A 23,037-nucleotide genomic window follows, 5' to 3' on the forward strand; every position below is an offset into this window, starting at 1 on the left:
AATAGCGCAGTTTGGTAGCGCATCTGGTTTGGGACCAGAGGGTCGGGGGTTCGAATCCCTCTTCACCGACCACCATTGAAAGCCTCGTCGCAAGACGGGGCTTTTTGTCTCTGACAGTAAATTCATTGGAACTGAGTGAAGGAACGCTGTGGGCCGGGACGCCGGACCGCGGACCATCAAAGTCCTCTTCACCAACCACTTTCGAAAGCCTTGTCGTAAGACGAGGCTTTCATCCCTCAGCCCGCCACATTGGCAGGCGATAGCAAGTTGCGCAGACTGATGTGGGTAAAACCGTTGAAATACGCCATTTCAACGCTGTTTGACGGAGCGGTTTTTGTGTCGCCTATCACGTTTAAACACATACTGAGGCGATCGACTGACTGCTGATGGCATTGACAGTGTGATCTGGCGTCGAGATTTAGCCGGGCCTGGCTGCAACGGTGTGATTCTGCACTCAGAAATTTCGTCAAAATAACGATGTCGAAATTAACGTTAAATTTAACCTATTGTTTAAATTGAATTTTATTTGATAAGAAAATCTAAAATTTGAACTTAATCACTTTCATTATCGATTAATTTTACGATGCGAAATAACTCAGGTTATGGTGTTTCATCTTAGATTTATGGCCAGTGTTGGCATGTTCCATATTTTACGGGGAAGTAAGATGATTAAACATAGTCTGATTGCAGGGGCGGTGTTAGCCACATTAGCCGGTTGCGCATCCTTTCAATCTTCTGATCAAGCAGTCGTTGACTCGTTGGCGGATAATCTTGATATTCAATATCAAGTGGTTACCAATCACGGTGCGAACAACGGTATTGGGTGTCAGCAGTTGAGCGCTGAGTGGGCGTCTTGTAACCAAGTCAACATGACCCTGGTCAACCAAGGCGAAGCGGTTGATGCTAAAGACTGGGCTATCTATTTCCACAGTATTCGTCTGATTCTGGCTGTCGATAACGAGCAGTTTAAAATCTCTCACGTAACAGGTGACCTACATAAACTGGAGCCAACCGAGCTGTTTGATGGGTTTGCCGCCGGTGAAGAAGTAGTACTGCCTCTGGTTGGTGAGTACTGGCAGCTATTTGAAACTGACTTTATGCCAGGTGCATTCGTCGCCGCGCCAAATGCCGAGCCTAAGATGATTGCATCGCTCAACACGGAAGAGGTCGCCTCTTTTGTCAGCGGGCTTGAAGGCGACAAGCTAAAACGCACACCCGATGACAACAACGTGTTTGCCAGTGCGGTTTCCCGTTTCGAGAACAACCAGGACCTGACAAAACAGGATGTATCCACCACACTGCTACCGACACCCATGTACCTTGAAGCTGGTAAAGGCAGAGTTAATATCGCCGCGGGTATTGCGCTGCCTGAAAACGTATTTGCTGCGGAGCAGTTTGCAGCGATTCAACAGCGTGGCAAAGTGGTCGGGGTGGATGTAGCTGGTGAGCTTCCTGTGAGCATCACTGTTGTTCCGGCGAGTTTTAGCGGTGAATTAGCAAAACCGGGTGCTTATCAGATGAGCATCAAAGACGACGGGATTGGCATCAAAGCGTTCGACCTGGCGGGTGCGTTCTACGCTGTCCAATCACTGTTTGGCCTGGTCGACAGTCAAAAGGCAGATTCGCTACCACAATTGTCGATCAAAGACGCGCCCCGTTTTGACTACCGCGGGGTGATGGTGGATGTGGCGCGTAACTTCCACTCCAAACAGGCCATCTTGGCAACGTTGGATCAAATGGCCGCCTACAAGATGAACAAACTGCATCTGCACTTAACCGATGACGAAGGCTGGCGTATCGAAATCCCGGGCCTGCCTGAACTGACAGATGTGGGGGCCAGCCGTTGTTTCGATATTGAAGAGAAAAGTTGTCTGTTGCCCCAGCTCGGCTCGGGACCCAGCTCGGACAACTTTGGTTCCGGCTATTTCAGTACAACGGATTACGTCGAAATCCTCAAATACGCCAAAGCACGTAACATCGAAGTGATTCCGGAAATCGACATGCCAGCACACGCTCGAGCCGCGGTCGTATCAATGGAAGCGCGCTTTGAACGTCTGATGGCGCAAGGTAAGGAAGCCGAAGCAAACGAGTACCGCTTGATGGATCCACAAGACCGCTCGAATGTCACCACGGTTCAGTTCTACGACAAGCAAAGTTTTATCAACCCATGTCTGGCTTCTTCAACGCGCTTTGTGGATAAAGTGATTGCTGAAGTCGCTGCGATGCATGCAGAGGCGGGCGCGCCACTGACCACCTGGCACTTCGGTGGTGACGAAGCGAAAAACATCAAACTGGGTGCCGGTTTCCAGGACGTTAACGCCGCGGACAAAGTCAGCTGGAAAGGCACGATTGAGCTGGCCAAGCAAGACAAGCCGTTCGCTCAGTCGCCACAATGTCAGACCCTGATTGCCGAGGGCACGGTCAGCGACTTCGCTCACCTACCGAGTCATTTTGCCGAGCAAGTGTCTAAGCTGGTCGCGAACAAAGGTATAGTGGGCTTCCAGGCGTGGCAAGACGGTTTGAAATACAGTGAAGGCGTCGAGGCGTTCGCCACTGAGCACAAACGCGTAAACTTCTGGGATACGCTGTATTGGGGCGGAACCGCCTCGGTCTACGAGTGGGCTAACCAAGGTTACGACGTGATCGTGTCAAACCCAGATTATGTCTACATGGACATGCCATACGAAGTTGACCCCAAAGAGCGCGGCTACTACTGGGCGACCCGTGCCACTGACACTCGCAAGATGTTTGGCTTTGCACCTGAGAACATGCCGCAAAACGCAGAAACATCGGTAGACCGTGACGGTAATGGCTTCAGTGGTAAAGGTGAAACCGAAGCAAAGCCCTTCTACGGCCTGTCAGCACAGCTTTGGTCTGAGACGGTGCGTAACGACGAGCAGTTCCAATACATGGTATTCCCCCGCGTACTGGCCGCGGCCGAGCGGGCATGGCACCGCGGCGCCTGGGAAAACGACTACCAAGCCGGTGTAGAGTACTCGCAAGACACCAACCGGGTTGATAAAGCGGCACTAAACCAAGACTACAACCGTTTTGCCAACGTAGTCGGTCAGCGTGAGTTGGCGAAGCTGGAAAAATCTGGCATCGACTACCGCCTGCCAGTACCTGGTGCGATGGTGGAAAACGGCACGCTGGCAATGAACGTTCAGTTCCCGGGAGTGGCACTGCAATACTCATTGGATGGTGAAAACTGGCTGACTTATACAGACCATGCTCGCCCGCAAGTCAAAGGTGAAGTATTTATCCGCTCGGTTTCGGCGACCGGTGAGAGAGCCAGCCGGGTGACCAGCATCAAATAACCAAGGCTAAACGACTACGCCCGACCCAACTGGTCGGGCTTTTTTGTTTTCATCTCTCTGCAATCTTTGTCGTCAATGCTGTGACTGATGGTGAACTTCATTCGACAGGGAAAGCTATGATGGTAAAAGTTGCGGTAGTGGGCACCGGATATGTGGGCCTGGCCAATGCGATTTTGCTGGCTCAGCACTGTGAAGTGGTGGCGCTGGATATCTCAGCGGAGCGGATAGCGCTGCTGCAACAGGGCAAGTCGCCGATTGCCGATACGGATATCGAACATTACCTGGCTCATAAGCCGCTCAATTTCAGCGCCACTCTGGATAAGCAGCGCGCCTACCAGTCGGCGGAGTATGTGGTGATTGCTACGCCAACCAACTATGACCCGGTCAGTAACCAGTTTGATACTCGCTCGGTAGAAGCGGTGGCCAGAGAGGTGCTGGCGATCAACCCAGCCGCCAATATGGTGATTAAATCAACGGTGCCGGTCGGTTTTACCGAGCAACTCAGAGCCGCACTGGCTTGCGACAATATCTTTTTCTCGCCGGAGTTTTTACGCGAAGGCCTGGCGCTGCACGATAATCTCTACCCATCCCGGATTATTGTTGGTGACGGCAGCCCGGCAGCGGAGCGGTTTGCGACGCTGTTGCAGCAGGGCGCGTTAACGTCACAGGTGGCGGTATTGCTGACCCAATCCAGTGAAGCTGAGGCGATAAAACTGTTTGCCAATACCTACCTGGCAATGCGAATTGCCTTTTTTAATGAGCTGGACAGCTATGCCGAAACACACCAGTTAAACAGCCGTCAAATCATTGATGGTGTCTGTCTCGACCCGCGCATTGGCAACCACTATAACAACCCGTCATTTGGTTATGGCGGCTATTGCCTGCCCAAGGATACTAAACAGCTGTTGGCCAACTATCAGGATGTGCCGAACAATCTGATTCAGGCGGTAGTGGAAGCCAATCGTACCCGGAAAGATTTTATCGCCGCCAGCATCCTGCGCCGAAATCCTCGCGTGGTGGGGATCTATCGCCTGGTGATGAAGTCCGGCTCCGATAACTTTCGTGCCTCAAGTATTCAGGGGATTATGAAGCGATTAAAAGCCCATGGTGTTGAAGTTATCGTTTATGAACCGGTACTGAAACAAGCGGAATTTTACCAGTCGGAAGTGATTACCGACCTGCAGCAGTTTAAATCACGGGCGGACATGATCGTCTGCAACCGAATGGCAAAAGAAATAGCCGATGTCGCGGAGAAAATTTATAGCCGCGATCTGTTTAATAATGATAAATAACCTTTTGATGCCGATTAGGGAAAACTATTTCAGTCGCTAAATTTTTAAATTAATTGGGCTTTAAAAGTTAATTAATCTGCCTGAACAATTAATTACCGTGATAATTGTTTGATTACTAAAGGTGCCATTATTCACCTGGTTACACAATAAATTGCGTAGCTGGTTTGATAATAGCGCTGAAGTAGCGGGGGATGTCGCCAATTAGCAGATTGGTGATATCTGTGATTACCAGATGATATTCTGTCTAGCTATAAATTCTAGTTGTTTTGTTTTAGGTGAATTTTTATCTGGCTTATTTGTGGTTTTTCTGGATTTTGGTTCTGTTTTTGTGCGTTTAGCTGGTGAATGTTTTTAAACTGTTAATGGCTGTTTTGTTAATAAAACTTGCCAATTTATGCGTTGATTAACATTGGTCAAATAGCCCCTTTAGTCGAATAAAATGCTGCAGAGCTAGGTATATTGCGGGATATTTAGGTGCCACAACATTTACACCAACAATAGGTCATGCAGGTGCAATGCATAAATATTTTGTTAAGCTGCTTTATTTCTGCGCGAATTCGATTTTTTATCCTCTATTTGTTGCTTTTCTGTGAAATATTTGCCAAATTGAGTGCCCTGTAAATTGCCAGTAGAAAATACTGGTTCGAATGGATTCAACTTTCAGACAGGGCAGAAAGCTGCCGAAGCTGTAGAGGTCTGGTAAATGTCACTTTTAGAAGTCAAAAATCTTCGTATCGAGTACCCCTCGCGCCATGGTGTGCACGCTGCGGTGAAATCACTGTCGTTCAATATTGAACGCGGTGAAATCGTCGGTGTGGTTGGTGAGTCGGGTGCAGGTAAATCTACCGTGGGTAACGCGGTTATTGATCTGCTCAGTCCCCCCGGGCGTATTGCCAGTGGCGACGTATACCTGGACGGAGAAAAAATATCAGGCCTGTCTCCGGAAAATATGCGCAAAGTCCGCGGCTCAAAAATCGGCTTTATTTTTCAGGATCCGATGACGTCGCTGAACCCGCTGTTTACCGTCGAGCAACAGCTGAAAGAAACCATCCACGCCAACATGAAAGTTTCCGATCAGGAAGCGTATCAGCGCGCATTAAACCTGATGAAACAAGTAGGCATTCCACAGCCGGAAAACCGCTTGAAACAGTATCCGCACCAGTTCTCTGGCGGGATGCGCCAACGGGTGGTTATCGCTATTGCCCTGGCCGGTGAACCGGATTTGATCATCGCCGATGAACCAACCACCGCACTGGACGTGTCGATCCAGGACCAGATCCTGAACCTGATCCGTGAACTGTGCGTGAAGCACAATGTCGGCTGTATGCTGGTGACTCACGATATGGGCGTAGTGTCTAACGTCACTGACCGTGTGGCGGTAATGTACCGTGGTGACCTGGTGGAGTTCGGCCCAACAGCGAAAGTGCTGGGCACGCCGGAACACCCTTATACCCACAGCCTGATTTCCGCGGTACCGCGCTCCGACGTCAAGCTGGACCGTTTCCCGCTGGTGAGCTACATCGAAGAAGCGACCGAGATGGAACCGCTCGATGTGAAAAACCACTGGCTGGGTCAGAGCCAGGATCAGCGCTCCTATACCGGGCCACTACTGAACGTCGAAAACGTCGATCTGCGTTTTGTCACCAAAGATTCCCTGTTTGAAAGCCGCCGCGAATATGTGCAGGCGTCAAACAATGTCAGCTTTGAAGTATTTGAAGGCGAGACGTTCGGTCTGGTGGGCGAGTCCGGCTCGGGTAAATCGACCATCGCCCGCGTGATTGCCGGCCTGTATCAACCGGATGGCGGTAAGGTGACGTTTGAAGGTATCGATCTGACCGCTCTGAAATCGGAAAACGAGCGCCGTCCAATGCGTCGTCAGATGCAGATGGTGTTCCAGAACCCGTATACCTCAATGAACCCGCGGATGAAAATCTTTGACATCATCGCCGAGCCAATCCGTTTTCACAAACTGACTCGCAATGAAGCCGAGACTCGTCAAATCGTCCATGACCTGCTCGACCACGTCGGTCTGGGCCGGATGGCGGCAGTGAAATACCCGCACGAGTTTTCTGGCGGTCAGCGCCAGCGGATTTCCATCGCCCGGGCGCTGGCGACCCGTCCTCGACTGCTGATCTGTGATGAACCGACTTCAGCACTGGATGTATCAGTCCAGGCGCAAATTCTTAACCTGCTGAAAGATCTGCAGGATGAGCTAAACCTGACTATGCTGTTCATCAGCCACGACTTACCGGTAATCCGCCAGATGTGTGACCGGGTTGGTGTGATGCAGATGGGCACCCTGCTGGAAGTGGCGCCAACCGAGCAACTGTTCAGCAACCCACAACACGAATACAGTAAACAATTGATTTCCTTAATGCCTGAATTTACAGGTTTAAGAGAAGATGTAAAAACGGCGTAAGTCGCAATTTTTCCAAGTTCACTTGGCATTTTTTTAACAGACGCAAATACAACAACTAGGGATTGGATTCCCGCATAAGGAGTTATGCAATGAAAACCATGAAAAGCAAACTAACAGTAGCTTTAATGGCAGCTGGCTTGAGCTTTAGTGCCGCTGCTGCAGACATCAAAGTCGCGTATGATGCCGATCCGGTATCGCTTGACCCGCACGAGCAACTGTCTGGCGGTACGCTGCAGATGTCTCACATGGTATTTGATCCGCTAGTTCGTTACACCCAGAAGCTGGATTTTGAACCACGCCTGGCAGAGAAGTGGGAACGTGTTGACGACAACACTTTCCGTTTCCAGCTGCGCAAAGGTGTTAAGTTCCACTCAGGTAACGAACTGACTGCCGACGATGTGGTTTGGACGTTTGAACGTCTGAAAGACTCGCCTGATTTCAAAGCCATCTTCGAACCATATGAAAAAATGGTCAAAGTGGATGACTACACGGTTGAACTGATCTCGAAAGGCGCTTACCCGCTGGTACTGCAAACCGCGACTTACATCTTCCCAATGGACAGCAAGTTCTACTCAGGTAAGACCGAAGACGGCAAAGACAAATCTGAAGTGGTTAAGCACGGTAACTCGTTCGCTTCAACGCACGTATCCGGTACTGGTCCATTCATCGTCACTGCTCGTGAGCAGGGTGTAAAAGTAGAATTTGAACGCTTCAAAGACTACTGGGACAAAGAGTCTAAAGGTAACGTTGACCACCTGACTCTGGTGCCAATCAAAGAAGACGCGACTCGCGTCGCGGCGCTGCTGTCTGGCGACGTGGATATGATTGCGCCGGTAGCTCCGAACGATTTGAACCGTGTTGACAATGCCAAAGGCGTTGATCTGGTGACTCTGCCAGGTACTCGTATCATCACTTTCCAAATGAACCAGAACAGCAATGAAGCACTGAAAGACGTCCGCGTTCGTCAGGCGATTGTGCATGCGATCAACAACGAAGGTATCGTGAAGAAGATCATGAAGGGCTTCGCTACCGCAGCTGGTCAGCAAGGTCCTGAAGGTTACGCCGGTTACTCTGCTGATCTGCAGCCACGTTTCGACCTGAAGAAAGCGAAACAGCTGATGAAAGAAGCGGGTTACGACAAAGGCTTCACCCTGTCTATGATTGCACCGAACAACCGTTACGTAAACGACGCCAAAGTGGCGCAAGCCGTGGCGGCTATGCTGTCTAAGATCGGCATCAAAGTTGACCTGAAGACCATGCCTAAAGCGCAGTACTGGCCAGAGTTCGACAAGTGTGCTGCAGACATGCTGATGATCGGTTGGCACTCAGATACTGAAGATTCAGCGAACTTCTCTGAATTCCTGACCATGACTCGTAACGAAGAGACAGGTAAAGGTCAGTACAACTGTGGCCACTACTCTAACCCAGAAGTGGACAAACTGGTTGAAGCGTCTAACGTTGAAACTGATCCAGCCAAACGTGCTCAGATGCTGCAGCAAGTAGAAGCAACTCTGTACAATGATGCTGCATTTGTTCCTCTGCACTGGCAGAACCTGGCTTGGGGCGCGAAATCTAACGTAGAAATCAAGCCTATCGTTAACGCGATGAACTTCCCTTACTTCGGCGACCTGGTAGTTAAATAAGCTACTGATTAGCCAGTAATAAGAAGTGGCAAACAGGCATCCGGTCAACACCGGGTGCCTGTCTTAAGATTTTTGGTGCTTAACTTTGTTTCAGTCGGGTTGGGTGCCATTTTTAAGACTGAATACTGATATATGCCAATCTGGCAGACTGAAAATTACCGAATTTTAAGGGGCAAGGAATGTTTTCGTTTCTGGTCAAGCGCCTGTTTCAGGCACTGATAGTGATGTTTGTGATCAGTTTAGTGGCGTTTTCCATCCAGGATAACCTGGGTGACCCGTTGCGTGAGCTTGTCGGGCAGTCGGTTTCTGAAGCGGAACGTCAGGCACTGCGCGATGAACTGGGCCTGAATGATCCATTCATTACCAAATACACTCGATTTATCACCAATGCGGTTCAGGGTGACCTGGGCACATCTTATTTCTTCAAACGCCCAGCGGTGGAAGTGATCCTGGATAAACTGGTCGCCACACTGGAACTGGTGTTCGGCGCGACATTGATCATCATCGTGTTGTCGATACCGCTCGGGGTCTACTCGGCTATCCATCCGAAGAGCTTCTTTACCAAAGTGGTGATGGCGTTTAGTAGTATCGGCATCTCGATTCCGGTCTTTTTGACCGCCATTATGCTGATGTACGTGTTCTCGATTGAACTGGGCTGGCTGCCGTCCTACGGGCGGGGAGAAACCGCCAACGTGCTGGGCTGGGAGTCGGGCTACTTTACCCTCGATGGTCTGGCGCATCTGATCCTGCCTTGTGTGGCACTGGCGTCGATCATGTTACCGCTGTTTATCCGTCTGGTCCGTTCTGAAATGCTGGAAGTGCTGAGCTCGGAATACATCAAATTTGCCAAAGCAAAAGGCCTGGCGCTGAATAAAATTTATTACCAACACGCGCTGAAAAACACCATGCTACCGGTATTGACCGTCGGTGGGGTGCAAATAGGTACTATGGTGGCTTACACCATCCTGACCGAAACCGTATTCCAGTGGCCGGGTACCGGCTTCCTTTTCCTTGAAGCGATCAACCGGGTCGATACTCCATTGATCACCGCTTACGTCATTTTTGTTGGTCTTATCTTTGTGGTAACCAACACTGTGGTTGACTTGCTGTACGGCCTGATTAACCCGACTGTAAACCTGACCGGAAAAGGAGCATAACCATGAGTCAAACTGCTGCAGCTCCATCGCGTTGGGAGCGTTTTAAACAATCGGATATTCTGTACTATTTCCTGCGTGACAAAGTGGCCATGGCCAGCTTTGCCGTGTTCATGTTGTTCCTGCTGACGTCGATCGCGGCACCGCTGATCGCACCGAGCAACCCGTATGATCTGGCCAGCATCGATATTATGGATGCGGAACTGCCACCATCCTGGATGGAAGACGGCGAAGAGCGCTTTGTACTGGGTACCGACGAGCAAGGGCGGGATATCCTGTCGACCATTTTATACGGTTCGCGTCTGTCGCTGACCATCGGCTTCCTGGCGGTGGGCCTGCAACTGTTGCTCGGTATCGTAATTGGCTTGTCGGCCGGTTATTTCGGTGGCCGAATCGACAGTTTCCTGATGCGTTTTGCCGACGTACAGTTGTCATTCTCCACCATGATGGTGGCGATCATTGTTTCGGCGATATTCAAAGCTAGTTTCGGTAGCGATTTTTACAGCCAATACGCGGTAGTGATGCTGGTGGTGATCATCGGGGTGGCGGAATGGCCGCAATACGCCCGTACCATCCGGGCCTCAGTACTGGCAGAGAAGAAGAAAGAGTATGTTGAAGCCGCGCGGGTGATGGGCTTTAAGTCGCCGCGGATCATGTTCCGCCACATTCTGCCTAACTGCTTGTCGCCAATTCTGGTTATCTCAACGGTTCAGGTGGCAAATGCGATTATGTCTGAGGCGGCACTTTCGTTCCTCGGCCTAGGTTTGCCGGTAGACCAACCATCGCTGGGCGCCCTGATCAGTATCGGATTTAACTACATCTTCTCCGGTGCCTGGTGGATTACCGCCTTCCCGGGCTTTGTACTGGTAACACTGGTGTTGGTGATCAACCTGTTGGGTGACTGGCTGCGCGACGTGTTCAACCCGAAAATATATAAAGGGTGATCCGAGTCGATTGATTTTTAATCGAATATCTACCTACACTAGAGCCGTAATCCTTTACGGCTCTTTTTTTGCATTTCATTTGGGTATCCGCATTTGATGCAATCAACAGTCGTACGGTTCACCTGCAAGGGTGGCCTTGGGCTAAAAGGTTAGAGTGACGATTATGGACTTCAACACTACGCTAAGTGTGACTTTTCGATGGATGATAAGGCTAGCCCTGACGAGCTTGGTCTGGCCGCTATCGACGGCGGTGGCGCAACCGTCGCAGTTTCTGTGCGATGCCACTCAGGCTTCCGGAACAGAGCTGCCGGTGCTGGATAAAAGCTGTCTGATCGGCAACGGCTTATGGGGACGCAAACCGAAAAATCGCCAGTCGTTATTTTGGATCCAGTGTGGCCTGCTGCCGAAGCCGATGACTCTGGCACAAGCCAAAGTTATTTATCCGCATATTTCCGCTGATGTCTGGGTTAAGCCCGAACCTAAAGGTTATCGTTGTCTGATTGGCCCCTATCATTCGTTTACCCAAGCCAGTCAGGAACTGACCGAGGTCGCTAAACTAAAAGGCTATCAGCAAGCCTTTATCCGCGAAGTGGTAGGGAAAGGACAGTCGAAACCGGTCGCTAAGCAGGTGACACCAGACAAGCCCAAAGCTGCCACGGCCAAATCCCGCCCACAGAGCGCGGTATTTCGTCCCGCCTCACCTGCGGCTCACACAGAAATCACCCGTGGTGAAGGGGTAATCGGTGCTGGCCTCTCGTCGTCCCCCGCAACCTCTGTGGATTCCACCGACATTCAGGTGCGCCTCAGTACCGTCATTGACCAGGTGGAATACAAGCTGCCCTATATGCTGTTTAGCGACAGTCAGTTCTACATGGAATATGACCAGCCGTGGAACCGGCTCAATTACGACCAGGCATTAGCGACCTGCCAGCAATTAAACATGCGCCTGGTGAGTCAGGCTGAGTGGCAAAAATTGTTGCAGTCCAAAGTGATGCTGACTGACAAATGGCCTATCCATCTGCCGTACTGGGGCGAAGATAAGCAGGGGCTGTTTTCCAATGGCAAAGTCAATCAGCTTAACGGTCGTTCACTGCTGAACGTGCTGTGTGCCCGAACCCGCTCCTAATCGCTGTTACCCAGACAGTTAACAGATCAACTCAGCCTCGCCCGGACTGGCCGGCTCGGTTCATTGGTGGTCTGTCCCCGCTTCGCTGCTTGCTGGTCATTAGCTTTCCCCCCCTCTCCTGGCAATCACCTAAATCAATGACTCAGGATTCACAGAATAAATTTCAAAAACACCACTCAGGTTATTAAATTGTTAAAAGTGAACGGCTGTCGGTGACACAACCGCCACTGACTCACGACCACAAGGAAGTTATATCGATAAAGAAGTCCCGCCAGACGAGAGACTTCATCACGCTCAACAACAGAGGAATCAAGTCGTGAAAGCTATTCTATGTGAATCCTTCGCGCCTGTGGAGCAGCTGCGTTTAGCGGATGTTGCTGAACCGCAAGTAAAGCCCGGCCAGGCGCTGCTGCAGGTTTGCGCGGCCAGTGTCAATTATCCCGATGGACTCATTGTACAAGGGCTGTACCAGGCCAAACCTGAGCTGCCGTTTATTCCCGGCAGCGAAGTCGCCGGTGAAGTGCTGGCAGTAGGTGAGGGCGTCAATTCCGTTCGGGTGGGGGACCGGGTGGCCGGATTCTGCACCTTGGGCGGATTTGCCGAACGGGTCGCCGTTGACGAGTCGGCACTGCTGAAACTGGACGACAGCATTTCAGATCAGGAAGCGTCTGGCCTGTTTACCGCGTACGCCACTGCGCACCATGGTCTGAAACAGCGCGGTAATCTCCAGCCGGGTGAAACTCTGGTGGTGACCGGCGCGGCCGGCGGGACCGGATTGGCGGCGGTGCAAATTGGCAAAGCGATGGGCGCCAAAGTGATCGCGGTCTGTTCCAGCGAAGACAAGCTGGCAACCGCGCGTGACCATGGCGCCGACGTGCTGATCAACTCCAGTACTGATGACCTGAAAACCGCCCTTAAACAGGCCACTGGCGGACGAGGCGTGGATGTGGCGTATGACGCCGTCGGCGGTGCCGCATTTGCTGCGCTGGCCCGTTGCATGGCCTGGAATGGCCGGCTGCTGGTGGTGGGATTCGCATCCGGGCAAATCCCGAGTCTACCGGTCAACCTGGCGCTGGTGAAAGGTTACTCAGTGATCGGTGTGTTCTGGGGCAGTTTCACCCGCCATGAACCTGAAACCTTTCAGGACAACATGCGTGAAATGCTCGACTGGTATCGAGCCGGCAAAGTTAAAGTGCTGGTTGACGATGTCGTGCCACTAGACAGCACCGCCGAGGCAATACAGAAAGTAATGAGCCGACAAGTGAAAGGAAAGCTCGTCATTAAACCCTGACAGGAGAGTCAAAAATGACTACGAAATTATTCGATTTAACCGGCAAAATCGCTTTGGTGACCGGTGCCAGCCGGGGGATTGGCGAAGCGATTGCCCGTTTGTTGGCAGAGCAAGGTGCCCATGTGATTATTGCCAGCCGCCGGATTGAAGATTGCCAGAAGGTGGCCGACAGCATTTGTACTGACGGCGGTAAGGCGGAAGCGCTGGCTTGTCATGTCGGCGATATGGAGCAAATACAGCAGTGTTTTAACGCTATCCGCGATCGCCATGGCCGGCTGGATATCCTGGTCAACAATGCTGCCACTAATCCCTACTTCGGCCATATTCTGGACACTACCCCGGAAGCGTACCAGAAAACCGTTGATGTCAATTTGCGTGGTTATTTCTTTATGTCGGTGGAAGCGGGCAAGCTGATGAAACAGCAGGGCAGCGGCGCCATCGTCAATACCGCATCGGTGAATGCGCTGCAGCCTGCGGACCAGCAGGGAATTTACTCGATCACTAAAGCGGCAGTGGTCAACATGACCAAGGCCTTCGCCAAAGAGTGTGGCCCATTGGGAATCCGGGTCAATGCCCTGTTACCTGGCTTAACCCGGACTAAATTCGCTGACGCGCTGTTTAACCACGACGAGTTCTACCAGCAAGCGCTGAAAAGCATTCCAATGAGACGCCACGCTGAGCCACAAGAGATGGCTGGCGCGGTGCTGTACCTGGTTTCCGATGCAGGAAGCTATACCAACGGTGAATGTATGGTCGTTGACGGCGGATTAACTCTGTAAGGAGAACAGGTATGAGTTATGAACAATTTCGTGATCAGGTGGTATTTATCAGTGGCGCCGCGGGCGGTTTCGGCACCCTGCTGAGTGACAAGCTGGCCGCTGCCGGTGCCAGACTGATCCTGACCGATCGCAACGCGGAGACCCTGGAGTTGCTGGCCGGCCGGTTGAAGGCCGCCGGTGCGGATCTGATAGCCCAGCCGGCCGACATCACTCAGGAATCCGAGGTTGAATCGGTACTAAAGAATGGTATTGAACGGTTTGGCCGACTGGACATTGCCATCAACAATGCTGGCTTAGCCACGCCGATGAAATCTTTCGTCGATACGGAAGAAGCGGAGATGGACCTGCACTTTGCGGTCAATACCAAAGGAGTCTTTTTCGGCATGAAACATCAGCTGCGTCAGATGCTCACTCAGGATCGCGGCTGTATTCTCAATATTGCCTCCATGGCGGGGATCGGCGCCGGGCCTAAACTGGCGTCCTATACCGCCGCCAAGCATGCCGTGGTAGGGCTGACCCGCACGGCGGCGGTGGAATACGCGGCAAAAAATATTCGCGTTAATGCCATTTGCCCGTTCTACAGTCCGACGGCTATGGTTACCGATTCGATGGGGGATGATCTACAGGCGTTTCTGGCTAATGGTTCGCCGATGAAACGGCTCGGTAAACCAGAGGAGATGGTGGCGGCGATGCTGTCGGTCTGCTCTCCAGACAACGGTTACCTGACCGGTCAGGCGATTCCGGTCGATGGCGGCCTGTCGGCGTTTTAAGCCTATCATTAACCGGCAGGGAGACGCTTCCCTGCCTAATTTTCCCCTCTGCTATTGCAGCACCCTGCCGTCGCCGAGCCGGTTGGATCGGAATTTGATAATTGTGACCGATTAAATCTATAAAAACCCATCAATACTAGTGTTATGATAATGGACCTTTCGCTGACGTCAGCGGTGAGCAGGTCTGGCTGGCACGGAGACGAGGCCGATTCCATGCCTGGGCATGAAACAAATGGTATTTGGTACTTAGATGAGTTTACGAGAGCGCAAAAAACAGCAAACCCGGCAACGACTGCTTGAGATTGCAGCGGAGCTTTTTTCCAACAAATCTTTTGATGAAGTGATGGTCGATGAGATTGTCGCCAAAGCGGACATCAGTCAGAAAACGTTTTTCAACTATTTTCCCAGCAAGGCCAGTCTGCTGGAAGAGCTGCTGCTGAACTGGTTGCAGGAAGTGAACGTCAGCGCTTTTGATGATGACACACCGCTGACCGTTCGCTCGGCGATCGTGCCTACCAATATGGGGCCGATTGAAGACTGGATAATTGAACATCGTGATGTGTTGAAAATGATCATGCGCGATACCGATCTGTTCAGTTCGGTCTATTACTCTCACGTTCCAGATGACGGCCGGAACCAGTTGTTCCCGCCAGATTATCGTAAACCGAGGGTCGAAAGAGTGCAGCGGGCGCAGGATGAAGGCGTGATTCGCCAGGATATGCCGGCCAGCATGGTGTGCGATCTGTACAACTACCTGAGACTCGACATGGTACAGCGCTGGCTGGTGATGCCCGATGAGCAGGCTACAGCTGAGGCTTACAAGCTCGGTTACAATCAGATGCTGACAGTGTTTTTGCAGGGTGTGCAGCCCCCAGAATAAAGTGGGGCCATCCCTCGCCAATACCAGATTGCAGAAATAAAAAACCAGCCCGGTGACAAACCGGGCTGGTTTTAGACTGGACTGATTTTGTCAGCCTTACCTCATGGTAACGAACTCTTCAGAGCCGGTTGGGTGAATGGCGACCACAGAATCGAAGTCTGCTTTGGTTGCGCCCATCTTCATTGCAACGGCAAAACCCTGAATCATCTCATCGACGGTAAAACCGATGCCGTGCAGGCCGACCACTTTTTCATCTTCACCGGCGCACACCAGCTTCATTTTGCATGGTTGGCGGTGGCGGGTGACGGCGGTGTACATGGCGGTAAAACCTGAGGTGTACACTTTCACATTCTCTTCACCGTACTTGGCGATAGCTTCTGGCTCGGTCAGGCCGATGGTACCGATTGGCGGGTGGCTGAAGACCACGGTAGGGACCAGGTCATAATCCATCTTGGCATCGGGCTTGTTATTAAACAGGCGTTCAGACAACTGGCGACCCGCTTTAACCGCAACCGGGGTCAGCTCAATACCACCTTCCATAATATCGCCGACGCAGTAGATGCCGTCCACGTTAGTCTGCTGGTAGGCATCGACTTTGATGTAACCTTTCTCTGTAGTTGCCACTCCGGTCGCCTGCAGGTTAATGGCGTCCGTGGTCGGATGGCGGCCAATCGCCCAGATCAGCGTATCGACATTCTGGCTTTCACCATTTTCCAGCTCCAGTGTCAGGCTGCCGTCGGCTTGTTTGATCACTTGCTTAGGTACTGAGTGGGTGTGCAGCGTCGGACCTTCGGCATCCATCACTTCCACCAGGGTATCGATGATCATCGGGTCAAAGCTGCGCAGTGGCGACTGTTTGCGGCAGAACAGGTGGGTTTCGCTGCCCAGCGCATGCAATACGCCGGCGATTTCCACCGCGATATAGCCCGCGCCGATGACCGCAACCCGTTTTGGCTGTTCGGTCAGCTCAAAAAAACCATCTGAAGTGATGCCGTATTCGGCGCCGGGGATATTAGGGATGGTCGGGCGACCGCCGACGGCGATCAGGATGTGGTCAGCGGTGTAGTGCTGGCCGTTAACCTCAACGGTTTTCGCGTCGACAAATTTGGCAAAGCCGCGGATCACTTCCACTTTATTGTTGCCCAATACCCGGTCGTAAGACTGGTGGATACGGCCGATATAGGCCTGGCGGCTGTCGACCAGCGTCTGCCAGTTAAAGCCGTTCACCGCTACGTCAAAGCCGTAGTCGGCCGCGTAAAGGTTCATCGCTTCCGCGACCTGGGCGCCGTGCCACATCACTTTCTTGGGTACACAACCAACGTTAACACAGGTGCCGCCCAGATCTTTGGCTTCGATCAGCGCCACTTTGGCGCCGTACATGGCCGCACGGTTAGCCGAGGCGATGCCGCCGCTGCCGCCGCCGATACAGATATAATCAAAATGAGTCGCCATTACTTTCTCCAAATTTAGCGTATGGGCTGAACCAAACGGTTCAGCATCCCTATCTATCTTTATTATTCGCTATTCCCACTATAGTGAGGGCAAATTGCCATAACTCAAGCTATTTCGCCGCGCGATCTCAGCCCGGTTCGGTTCGGCCCGGCTTTATTCCGGCACCAGCCATTCCACTTTATAGTGGCCGGTGGCCGGCGCGATGGACTGCTGCAAAAACGGCAGCACGGTCTGCATCTGACTTTCCAGCTTCCAGGGTGGGTTGATCACTATCATGCCGGAAGCGGTCATACCGCGCTCGTTATTGTCTGCCGCAACGCCAAGCTCGATCTGCAAAATTTTGCGAATACCCAGCCCTTGCAGCCCCTCGATCATGTCGTCGATGTCGCAGCGGTTGACCACCGGGTACCAGATGGCGTAAATGCCGGTTGCCCAGCGCTTGTAACTCTGGGCAATCGCAGTCACCACGTCGCGGTATTCCCGCGCCAGTTCATAGGGTGGGTCGATCAACACCAACCCGCGGCGCTCTTTCGGTGGCAGGCTGGCTTTTAATTGGGCAAAGCCATCCTTTTTGTAAATGCTGACCTGATGGTCACGGTGAAACTCCTGCTCCAGTAGCGGGTAGTCGCTGGGGTGCAGCTCGGTCAGTACCATGCGATCCTGGGGGCGGATTTGTGCCCGCGCCACTCGCGGTGAACCCGGGTAGTAGCGCAGCGTCTCGCCATTGTTCAGCTGTCGCACTGAGGCAAGGTATCCCTCAAGTTCGGCCGGTGTCTCGGTCTGTTGCCAGATTCGGCCGATACCCTGTTTGTACTCACCGGTTTTTTCTGACCACTCGTGGGTTAGGTCGTAACGGCCGACACCGGAATGGGTATCGTGATAGACGAAAGGTTTGTCTTTCTGTTTCAGGGCTTCAAGGATCAGGCTCTGAACGATATGTTTGATCACGTCCGCGTGGTTGCCGGCGTGAAAACTGTGGCGATAACTTAACAAATTGGCCTCTCTCCCGGTGTGAAGCTGGCTAAACAGGTAAATAACTGGCTACGATTATACGTCACTATTGAAAATTGCAGAACCTACCTATATTTAGTTAATACACACCTAACCGCTCGCAAGAGCGAAGCCCGGCTTCGTTCTTGATTCAAAAGGAATGCTCTATGTCGAACCCGTTGCTGACGTTTACCGATTTACCGCCGTTTTCTCAGATTCAACCTGAACATGTAAAACCCGCCGTCGAACAGGCCATTGCCGACTGCAAAACCAAAATTGAGCAGGTACTGAGCAGTGGTGAAAAGCCCAGCTGGCAGGCAGTGATCGCACCAATAGAAGAAGTGGATGACCGTCTCAGTCGCATCTGGTCACCGGTCAGCCATATGAACTCGGTGGTAAACAGTGAAGAGCTGCGTGAAGCCTATGAAAGCTGTCTGCCGATCCTGTCTGAATACGGTACTTGGGTAGGGCAACACAAAGGGCTGTTTGAAGCCTATAAAGCGATCAAAGCCAGTGAAGAGTTTGCCTCGCTGAGCACGGCAGAGCAGAAAACCATCACCAATGCGTTGCGCGATTTTGAACTGTCCGGTATCGGCTTGCCTGCCGATGAACAGCACCGCTACGGTGAAATCAGCAAACGGATGTCAGAACTGAGCTCGCAGTTTTCCAACAATGTGCTGGATGCCACCATGGGCTGGACCAAGCAGATCACCGACGAGGGTGAACTGGCGGGCATGCCAGAGTCTGCATTAGCGGCGGCGAAAGCGGCGGCAGAAGCCAAACAGCTGGACGGTTACCTGCTAACGCTGGATATCCCGTCATATCTGCCGGTGATGACTTACTGTGACAATCAGGAACTGCGCCGTGAACTGTACGAAGCGTACGTGACCCGCGCTTCTGACCGCGGACCGAACGCCGGTAAATGGGATAACAGCGACATCATCAATGAGCAGCTGAAACTGCGCCATGAAATTGCCCGCATGCTCGGTTTTAACAACTACAGCGAAAAATCGCTGGCGACTAAGATGGCGGAAGAGCCAGCCCAGGTGCTGAGCTTCCTCAATGATCTTGCCAGCCGGGCTAAACCCCAGGGCGAGCGCGAAGTGGAACAGCTGCGTCAGTTTGCCAAGCAAGAGTTTGGCGTCGAACAACTGAACTTGTGGGATATCCCGTACTACAGCGAAAAGCAGAAACAGCACCTGTTCCAGATTTCTGATGAAGAGCTGCGACCCTACTTCCCTGAAGCCAAAGTGGTCAGCGGACTGTTCGAAGTGCTGAAGCGGGTATTTGGCATGACAGTGCAGGAGCGTCAAGGCGTGGACAGCTGGCATGAGTCCGTACGCTTTTTTGATATTCTCGACCCAAGCGGTGAACTGCGCGGCAGCTTCTACCTGGACCTGTACGCCCGTGAACACAAACGCGGCGGCGCTTGGATGGACGAGTGCCGGGTGCGCCGCATCAACAGCCTGGGCGAACTGCAGACTCCGGTGGCTTACCTGACCTGCAACTTCAACAAGCCGATCGGTGACAAACCGGCGCTGTTTACCCACGATGAAGTGGTCACTCTGTTCCATGAATTCGGCCACGGTATCCACCACATGCTGACTAAGGTCGAAACCGGCGCTGTCTCGGGAATCAATGGTGTGCCTTGGGATGCCGTCGAGCTGCCAAGCCAGTTCCTGGAAAACTGGTGTTGGGAAGAGCAGGCGCTGGCGTTTATCTCCGGTCACTATGAAACTGGCGAACCGCTACCTAGCGAGATGCTGGAGAAAATGCTGGCGGCGAAAAACTTCCAGTCGGCAATGTTCATTCTGCGCCAACTGGAGTTCGGCCTGTTTGATTTTACCCTGCACACCGAGTATGACCCGGAAGTGGGGCCACGGGTGCTGGAAACCCTGGCTGAAGTTAAGGCCAAGGTCGCGGTATTGCCGAGCCTGGAGTGGAACCGTTTCTCCCACAGCTTCAGCCACATTTTTGCCGGTGGCTACAGCGCCGGATACTACAGTTACCTGTGGGCGGAAGTGCTGTCTTCTGATGCCTTCTCGCGCTTTGAAGAGGATGGCATCTTTAACACCAAGACGGGCCAGAGCTTCCTGAACAATATTCTGGAGATGGGCGGCAGTGAGGAGCCAATGGAGCTGTTCAAGCGATTCCGAGGTCGCGAACCACAAATCGACGCCCTGCTACGCCATAGCGGCATTGCTGCCTGACAGGCCATCCAGTCAGGGCCAGAGCGGGAAATGTGAACCATTGCCCGAGTTAAGCGAAAACCCACCAGGACTGGTGGGTTTTTAGTATGTCCGATGGTATATTTTCGCCTAATCAAGGAGATACCATGCGAAAAATTATTCAAACCTGTTTGCTGCTTTCAGCACTACTGATCGGCTTATCCGGCTGCGCGGAAGTGAAAGAGGCCGGTACGGCGATAGGCCATGCCACTCGCGACACCACTAAGGCGATTGGACACGCCTCTCGCGATGCGGTGAAGTCGGTCAAAGAAGAACTGAGCGACGACAACTAAGCCCTGGTGATGGTCCGCCTGAGCCAGTGATCCAGTGAGTAGCGTCCCGGCCCCCAGATAAGCAGAATCAGCATCATCAGCCCCCATAGCTGATGGTCGTAGAATCCCCGCGACCAGAGTAGCGGATAGGAAATCACCGCTATGGCATTGAAGCCAAACAGTAGCAGTGCCATCGGCCGGGTCAGCAGACCGGGGACGATAAACAGCGGCAGAATCAGTTCGGCGGCCGTGCCGAGATAAGCGGCCCAAAGCCAGGGCAGCAGCGGCACCTGGTATTCATATTCAAACAGATACAGCGTACTGTCCCAGCTGTTGAATTTCAGCAGTCCAGAGCGGAAAAACACCCAGCCCAGCCAGAGCCGAAACAACAATAGTAAGGCCGGCAGCAACAGCTGCTGCGCGGTATTGATCAGTTGGTCGTATCGGCTCAGATAGCGTTTCAAAGTCACCGCATTCATGATTGGTTCTCCTCATTGAGCAAGCGATATCCCGTCAGCAATTGAAGGCGCAGCAGTGCCGGCAATTCGCCCAGCAATGCAGCTTCTATCTGACCCAGGGGGTGTCCTTCGCCGATGGCTGTCAACAGTTGGTATTGAACCGTGGTTAATGCCAGGCTCCAGGGCTGGCCATTGTCATCGCAGCCGATCACTCCGCATTGTGGCTGATACAGGTTAAGTTTCTGAAAATTCTGATTAATAAAAGCCTGATGCAGCGCGAACAGGGCGTAATCTGACCGGAATGCGAACAGAGACAGATCCAGCAGCAGTTGAATCTCGCTCTGCCGCGCGGCCGGCACCTGGGCCAGTTCGGCGATAGGTGAGCCACTGCTGTTTGCGCTAAGCTGACTTTGCCGCTGCCGGGCCAGATCCAGACACCACTCAAACCGGGCGACATCGGCGGCATAAGGGACCGCCGAGATCACGGATTCGCATTGCGCTACGCTATCACTGAAATGCTCACCATACTGGCTGACATCGGCGCATTTCAGCGGGTAGCTCAGTACATGTCGCCTGGCTAACTGATTAAAACACTCCTCTCCGACCAGCTGCAGCAACATCGGGTAGCCCGCCTGTAATACTTCACTGAGGCTGATAATAAAGTTGTTGCGATACACCTGTAGCCGTTGCTCGGCGCTGAAGTGATCGGAGCGGATATGGCTGCTAACGGCGGACTGCTGGTGGCAGAGCGCCTGGCTGAACTGATGCTGCAACTGGGCCAGAGATAACATGGTTACGCCCTCTTCCGTTGCCATTCGCTGTCAGCCAACCGGTCACTGGCCTTAGCGGCTTCTGCCAGCAGTACCTGTGGCTCAGGAATGTCCAAGTCCCACTCGATCAGGGTGCGGCGCGCACCGTGCTCTGCCAGCCACTGCTGATACAGTTGCCAGACCGGCTCGGCTACCGGCCGGCTGTGGGTATCAATCCAGAGTTCACCCTGCGGATAGGATTTGACACTAAAGCCCGCCAGATGTATTTCATCCACTGCCGCGGCGGGGATCGCCGCCAGATACTCATCGCAATCAAAACCGTGATTGAATGCCGACACGTAGACATTGTTCAGGTCGAGCAGCAGACGGCAGTCGGTGCGGCGTTGTACTTCAGCCAGAAACTGCCACTCGGGAATGGTGGAGTGGCTAAATGCCAGGTAGCTGGACGGATTTTCGATCAGCAGCGGTCGTTTGAGGGCATCCTGTACTTGCAGCAGATTGCGACAGAACACCTGCAGCGCTTCTTCGGTATAGGGTAGCGGCAGTAAGTCATTGAAGTAATGCCCGCCGTGCTCACTCCAGCTGAGGTGGTCGGAGACCAGAATCGGCTCGATATCATTCACCAGGGTTACCAGTTGCTGTAGCTGATCGGTGTTGACGCGTTCAACGCTGCCCAGTGACAAGCCGATGCCGTGGCAACTGATGGCATAGTGACTGGCCAGTTTATTGAGACAGCGCCGCCCGGCCGAATTCGGCTGGAAGTAATTTTCACTGTGGATCTCCAGCCAGCTGAGCGCCGGGCGCTGCTCGGTGAAAAAGGTCCAGTGGGGTGAACGCAGTCCGACACCAACCTGAGGGTGAAATTCCAACGGGGTCATGAGCAAATCCTTATTCGGTCCGGGTCAGGCTCTGATGCGACGGTTGAGCGCGCGCATCAGAGCGCTGGGCTTACGACTCTTCGGTCATGCCGCCAGCCAGTTTGTCGCATAAGCCTTTTGGCACTACGACAAAGGCATCTTTCTGGTTGTCTTCTTTCGCGGTACCGGCGCAGGAACCGGTTTTGGTTGCACAGTCATTTTTGCCCGCTTTCGCCACGCCATAGCATTTTTCTTTTTCCGCGGCGACGGCCGGGGTGGATGTCAGCAGGGTTCCGCCTAAGGCAAGCAGACCGGTGACCGCAGCAGCAACTGCAAGATTTGAATTTTTCATGGTTCATTCCTCTGATAGTTTCCTTTACTCATCTGCAAGCAGA

Annotated in this window: 19 protein-coding genes; 13 read left to right on the forward strand and 6 right to left on the reverse strand. The window is 52.7% G+C overall.

Annotated features, from left to right (window positions below; genetic code table 11):
* Positions 1-665: 665 nt before the first annotated feature.
* From ACQY6F_RS02255 to ACQY6F_RS02305, 11 genes are all read left to right on the forward strand, one after another.
* Positions 666-3,317, forward strand: a complete 2,652-nt coding sequence (locus ACQY6F_RS02255; RefSeq protein ID WP_428771948.1) for a beta-N-acetylhexosaminidase — start codon at positions 666-668, stop codon at positions 3,315-3,317.
* A 119-nt stretch (positions 3,318-3,436) separates the two neighbouring features.
* Positions 3,437-4,609 (forward strand): nucleotide sugar dehydrogenase, encoded by a 1,173-nt coding sequence (locus ACQY6F_RS02260; RefSeq protein ID WP_428771986.1) that lies wholly within the window; start codon positions 3,437-3,439, stop codon positions 4,607-4,609.
* Between the two features lie 703 nt (positions 4,610-5,312).
* Positions 5,313-7,028, forward strand: a complete 1,716-nt coding sequence (locus ACQY6F_RS02265; protein ID WP_428771949.1) for a dipeptide ABC transporter ATP-binding protein — start codon at positions 5,313-5,315, stop codon at positions 7,026-7,028.
* A gap of 89 nt (positions 7,029-7,117) precedes the next feature.
* Positions 7,118-8,671, forward strand: coding sequence for an ABC transporter substrate-binding protein (locus ACQY6F_RS02270; protein ID WP_428771950.1), 1,554 nt, complete (start codon positions 7,118-7,120; stop codon positions 8,669-8,671).
* Between the two features lie 179 nt (positions 8,672-8,850).
* The gene (locus tag ACQY6F_RS02275) at positions 8,851-9,828 is read left to right on the forward strand and encodes an ABC transporter permease (protein WP_428771951.1); all 978 of its coding nucleotides are present in this window, start codon (positions 8,851-8,853) and stop codon (positions 9,826-9,828) included.
* Between the two features lie 2 nt (positions 9,829-9,830).
* Positions 9,831-10,769 (forward strand): ABC transporter permease, encoded by a 939-nt coding sequence (locus ACQY6F_RS02280; protein WP_428771952.1) that lies wholly within the window; start codon positions 9,831-9,833, stop codon positions 10,767-10,769.
* Positions 10,770-10,932: 163 nt separating this feature from the next.
* Positions 10,933-11,895, forward strand: coding sequence for an SPOR domain-containing protein (locus ACQY6F_RS02285; RefSeq protein ID WP_428771953.1), 963 nt, complete (start codon positions 10,933-10,935; stop codon positions 11,893-11,895).
* 316 nt (positions 11,896-12,211) lie between these two features.
* A complete protein-coding gene (locus ACQY6F_RS02290) occupies positions 12,212-13,186 on the forward strand; it encodes an NADPH:quinone oxidoreductase family protein (protein WP_428771954.1) in 975 nt (324 codons plus the stop codon).
* Positions 13,187-13,200: 14 nt separating this feature from the next.
* On the forward strand, positions 13,201-13,965 hold the full coding sequence (locus ACQY6F_RS02295; RefSeq protein WP_428771955.1) for an SDR family oxidoreductase: 765 nt from the start codon (positions 13,201-13,203) through the stop codon (positions 13,963-13,965).
* Between the two features lie 11 nt (positions 13,966-13,976).
* Positions 13,977-14,735, forward strand: a complete 759-nt coding sequence (locus tag ACQY6F_RS02300) for an SDR family NAD(P)-dependent oxidoreductase (protein ID WP_428771956.1) — start codon at positions 13,977-13,979, stop codon at positions 14,733-14,735.
* A 250-nt stretch (positions 14,736-14,985) separates the two neighbouring features.
* Positions 14,986-15,615 carry a TetR family transcriptional regulator gene (locus tag ACQY6F_RS02305; RefSeq protein ID WP_428771957.1) on the forward strand — a complete coding sequence of 210 codons (630 nt, stop codon included), beginning with the start codon at positions 14,986-14,988 and terminating at the stop codon, positions 15,613-15,615.
* 96 nt (positions 15,616-15,711) lie between these two features.
* On the opposite strand, the gene gorA is transcribed toward ACQY6F_RS02305, so the two are convergent.
* Both gorA and ACQY6F_RS02315 read right to left on the reverse strand, forming a co-directional pair.
* The gene (gorA, locus tag ACQY6F_RS02310) at positions 15,712-17,067 is read right to left on the reverse strand and encodes a glutathione-disulfide reductase (RefSeq protein WP_428771958.1); all 1,356 of its coding nucleotides are present in this window, start codon (positions 17,065-17,067) and stop codon (positions 15,712-15,714) included.
* Positions 17,068-17,220: 153 nt separating this feature from the next.
* Positions 17,221-18,060, reverse strand: a complete 840-nt coding sequence (locus ACQY6F_RS02315) for a 23S rRNA (adenine(2030)-N(6))-methyltransferase RlmJ (RefSeq protein ID WP_428771959.1) — start codon at positions 18,058-18,060, stop codon at positions 17,221-17,223.
* 164 nt (positions 18,061-18,224) lie between these two features.
* Here ACQY6F_RS02315 and prlC point away from each other — a divergent pair, with 164 nt between their 5' ends.
* Positions 18,225-20,267 carry an oligopeptidase A gene (gene prlC / locus ACQY6F_RS02320; protein WP_428771960.1) on the forward strand — a complete coding sequence of 681 codons (2,043 nt, stop codon included), beginning with the start codon at positions 18,225-18,227 and terminating at the stop codon, positions 20,265-20,267.
* A gap of 125 nt (positions 20,268-20,392) precedes the next feature.
* Complete coding sequence (locus ACQY6F_RS02325) at positions 20,393-20,578, forward strand: hypothetical protein (RefSeq protein ID WP_428771961.1); 186 nt, start codon at positions 20,393-20,395, stop codon at positions 20,576-20,578.
* Here the strand turns inward: ACQY6F_RS02325 and ACQY6F_RS02330 are convergent.
* From ACQY6F_RS02330 to ACQY6F_RS02345, 4 genes are all read right to left on the reverse strand, one after another.
* The gene (locus ACQY6F_RS02330; RefSeq protein WP_428771962.1) at positions 20,575-21,036 is read right to left on the reverse strand and encodes a DoxX family protein; all 462 of its coding nucleotides are present in this window, start codon (positions 21,034-21,036) and stop codon (positions 20,575-20,577) included. The genes ACQY6F_RS02325 and ACQY6F_RS02330 overlap by 4 nt on opposite strands.
* Entirely contained in the window at positions 21,033-21,830 is a 798-nt protein-coding gene (locus ACQY6F_RS02335) for a putative DNA-binding domain-containing protein (RefSeq protein ID WP_428771963.1), read from the reverse strand. The genes ACQY6F_RS02330 and ACQY6F_RS02335 overlap by 4 nt, the downstream gene beginning before the upstream one ends.
* The gene (locus ACQY6F_RS02340) at positions 21,809-22,663 is read right to left on the reverse strand and encodes a DUF692 domain-containing protein (RefSeq protein WP_428771964.1); all 855 of its coding nucleotides are present in this window, start codon (positions 22,661-22,663) and stop codon (positions 21,809-21,811) included. The genes ACQY6F_RS02335 and ACQY6F_RS02340 overlap by 22 nt, the downstream gene beginning before the upstream one ends.
* A gap of 70 nt (positions 22,664-22,733) precedes the next feature.
* On the reverse strand, positions 22,734-22,994 hold the full coding sequence (locus ACQY6F_RS02345) for a DUF2282 domain-containing protein (protein WP_428771965.1): 261 nt from the start codon (positions 22,992-22,994) through the stop codon (positions 22,734-22,736).
* Positions 22,995-23,037 lie beyond the last annotated feature (43 nt).

The organism is Vibrio sp. (assembly GCF_050299255.1).
Classification (GTDB): domain Bacteria; phylum Pseudomonadota; class Gammaproteobacteria; order Enterobacterales; family Vibrionaceae; genus Vibrio.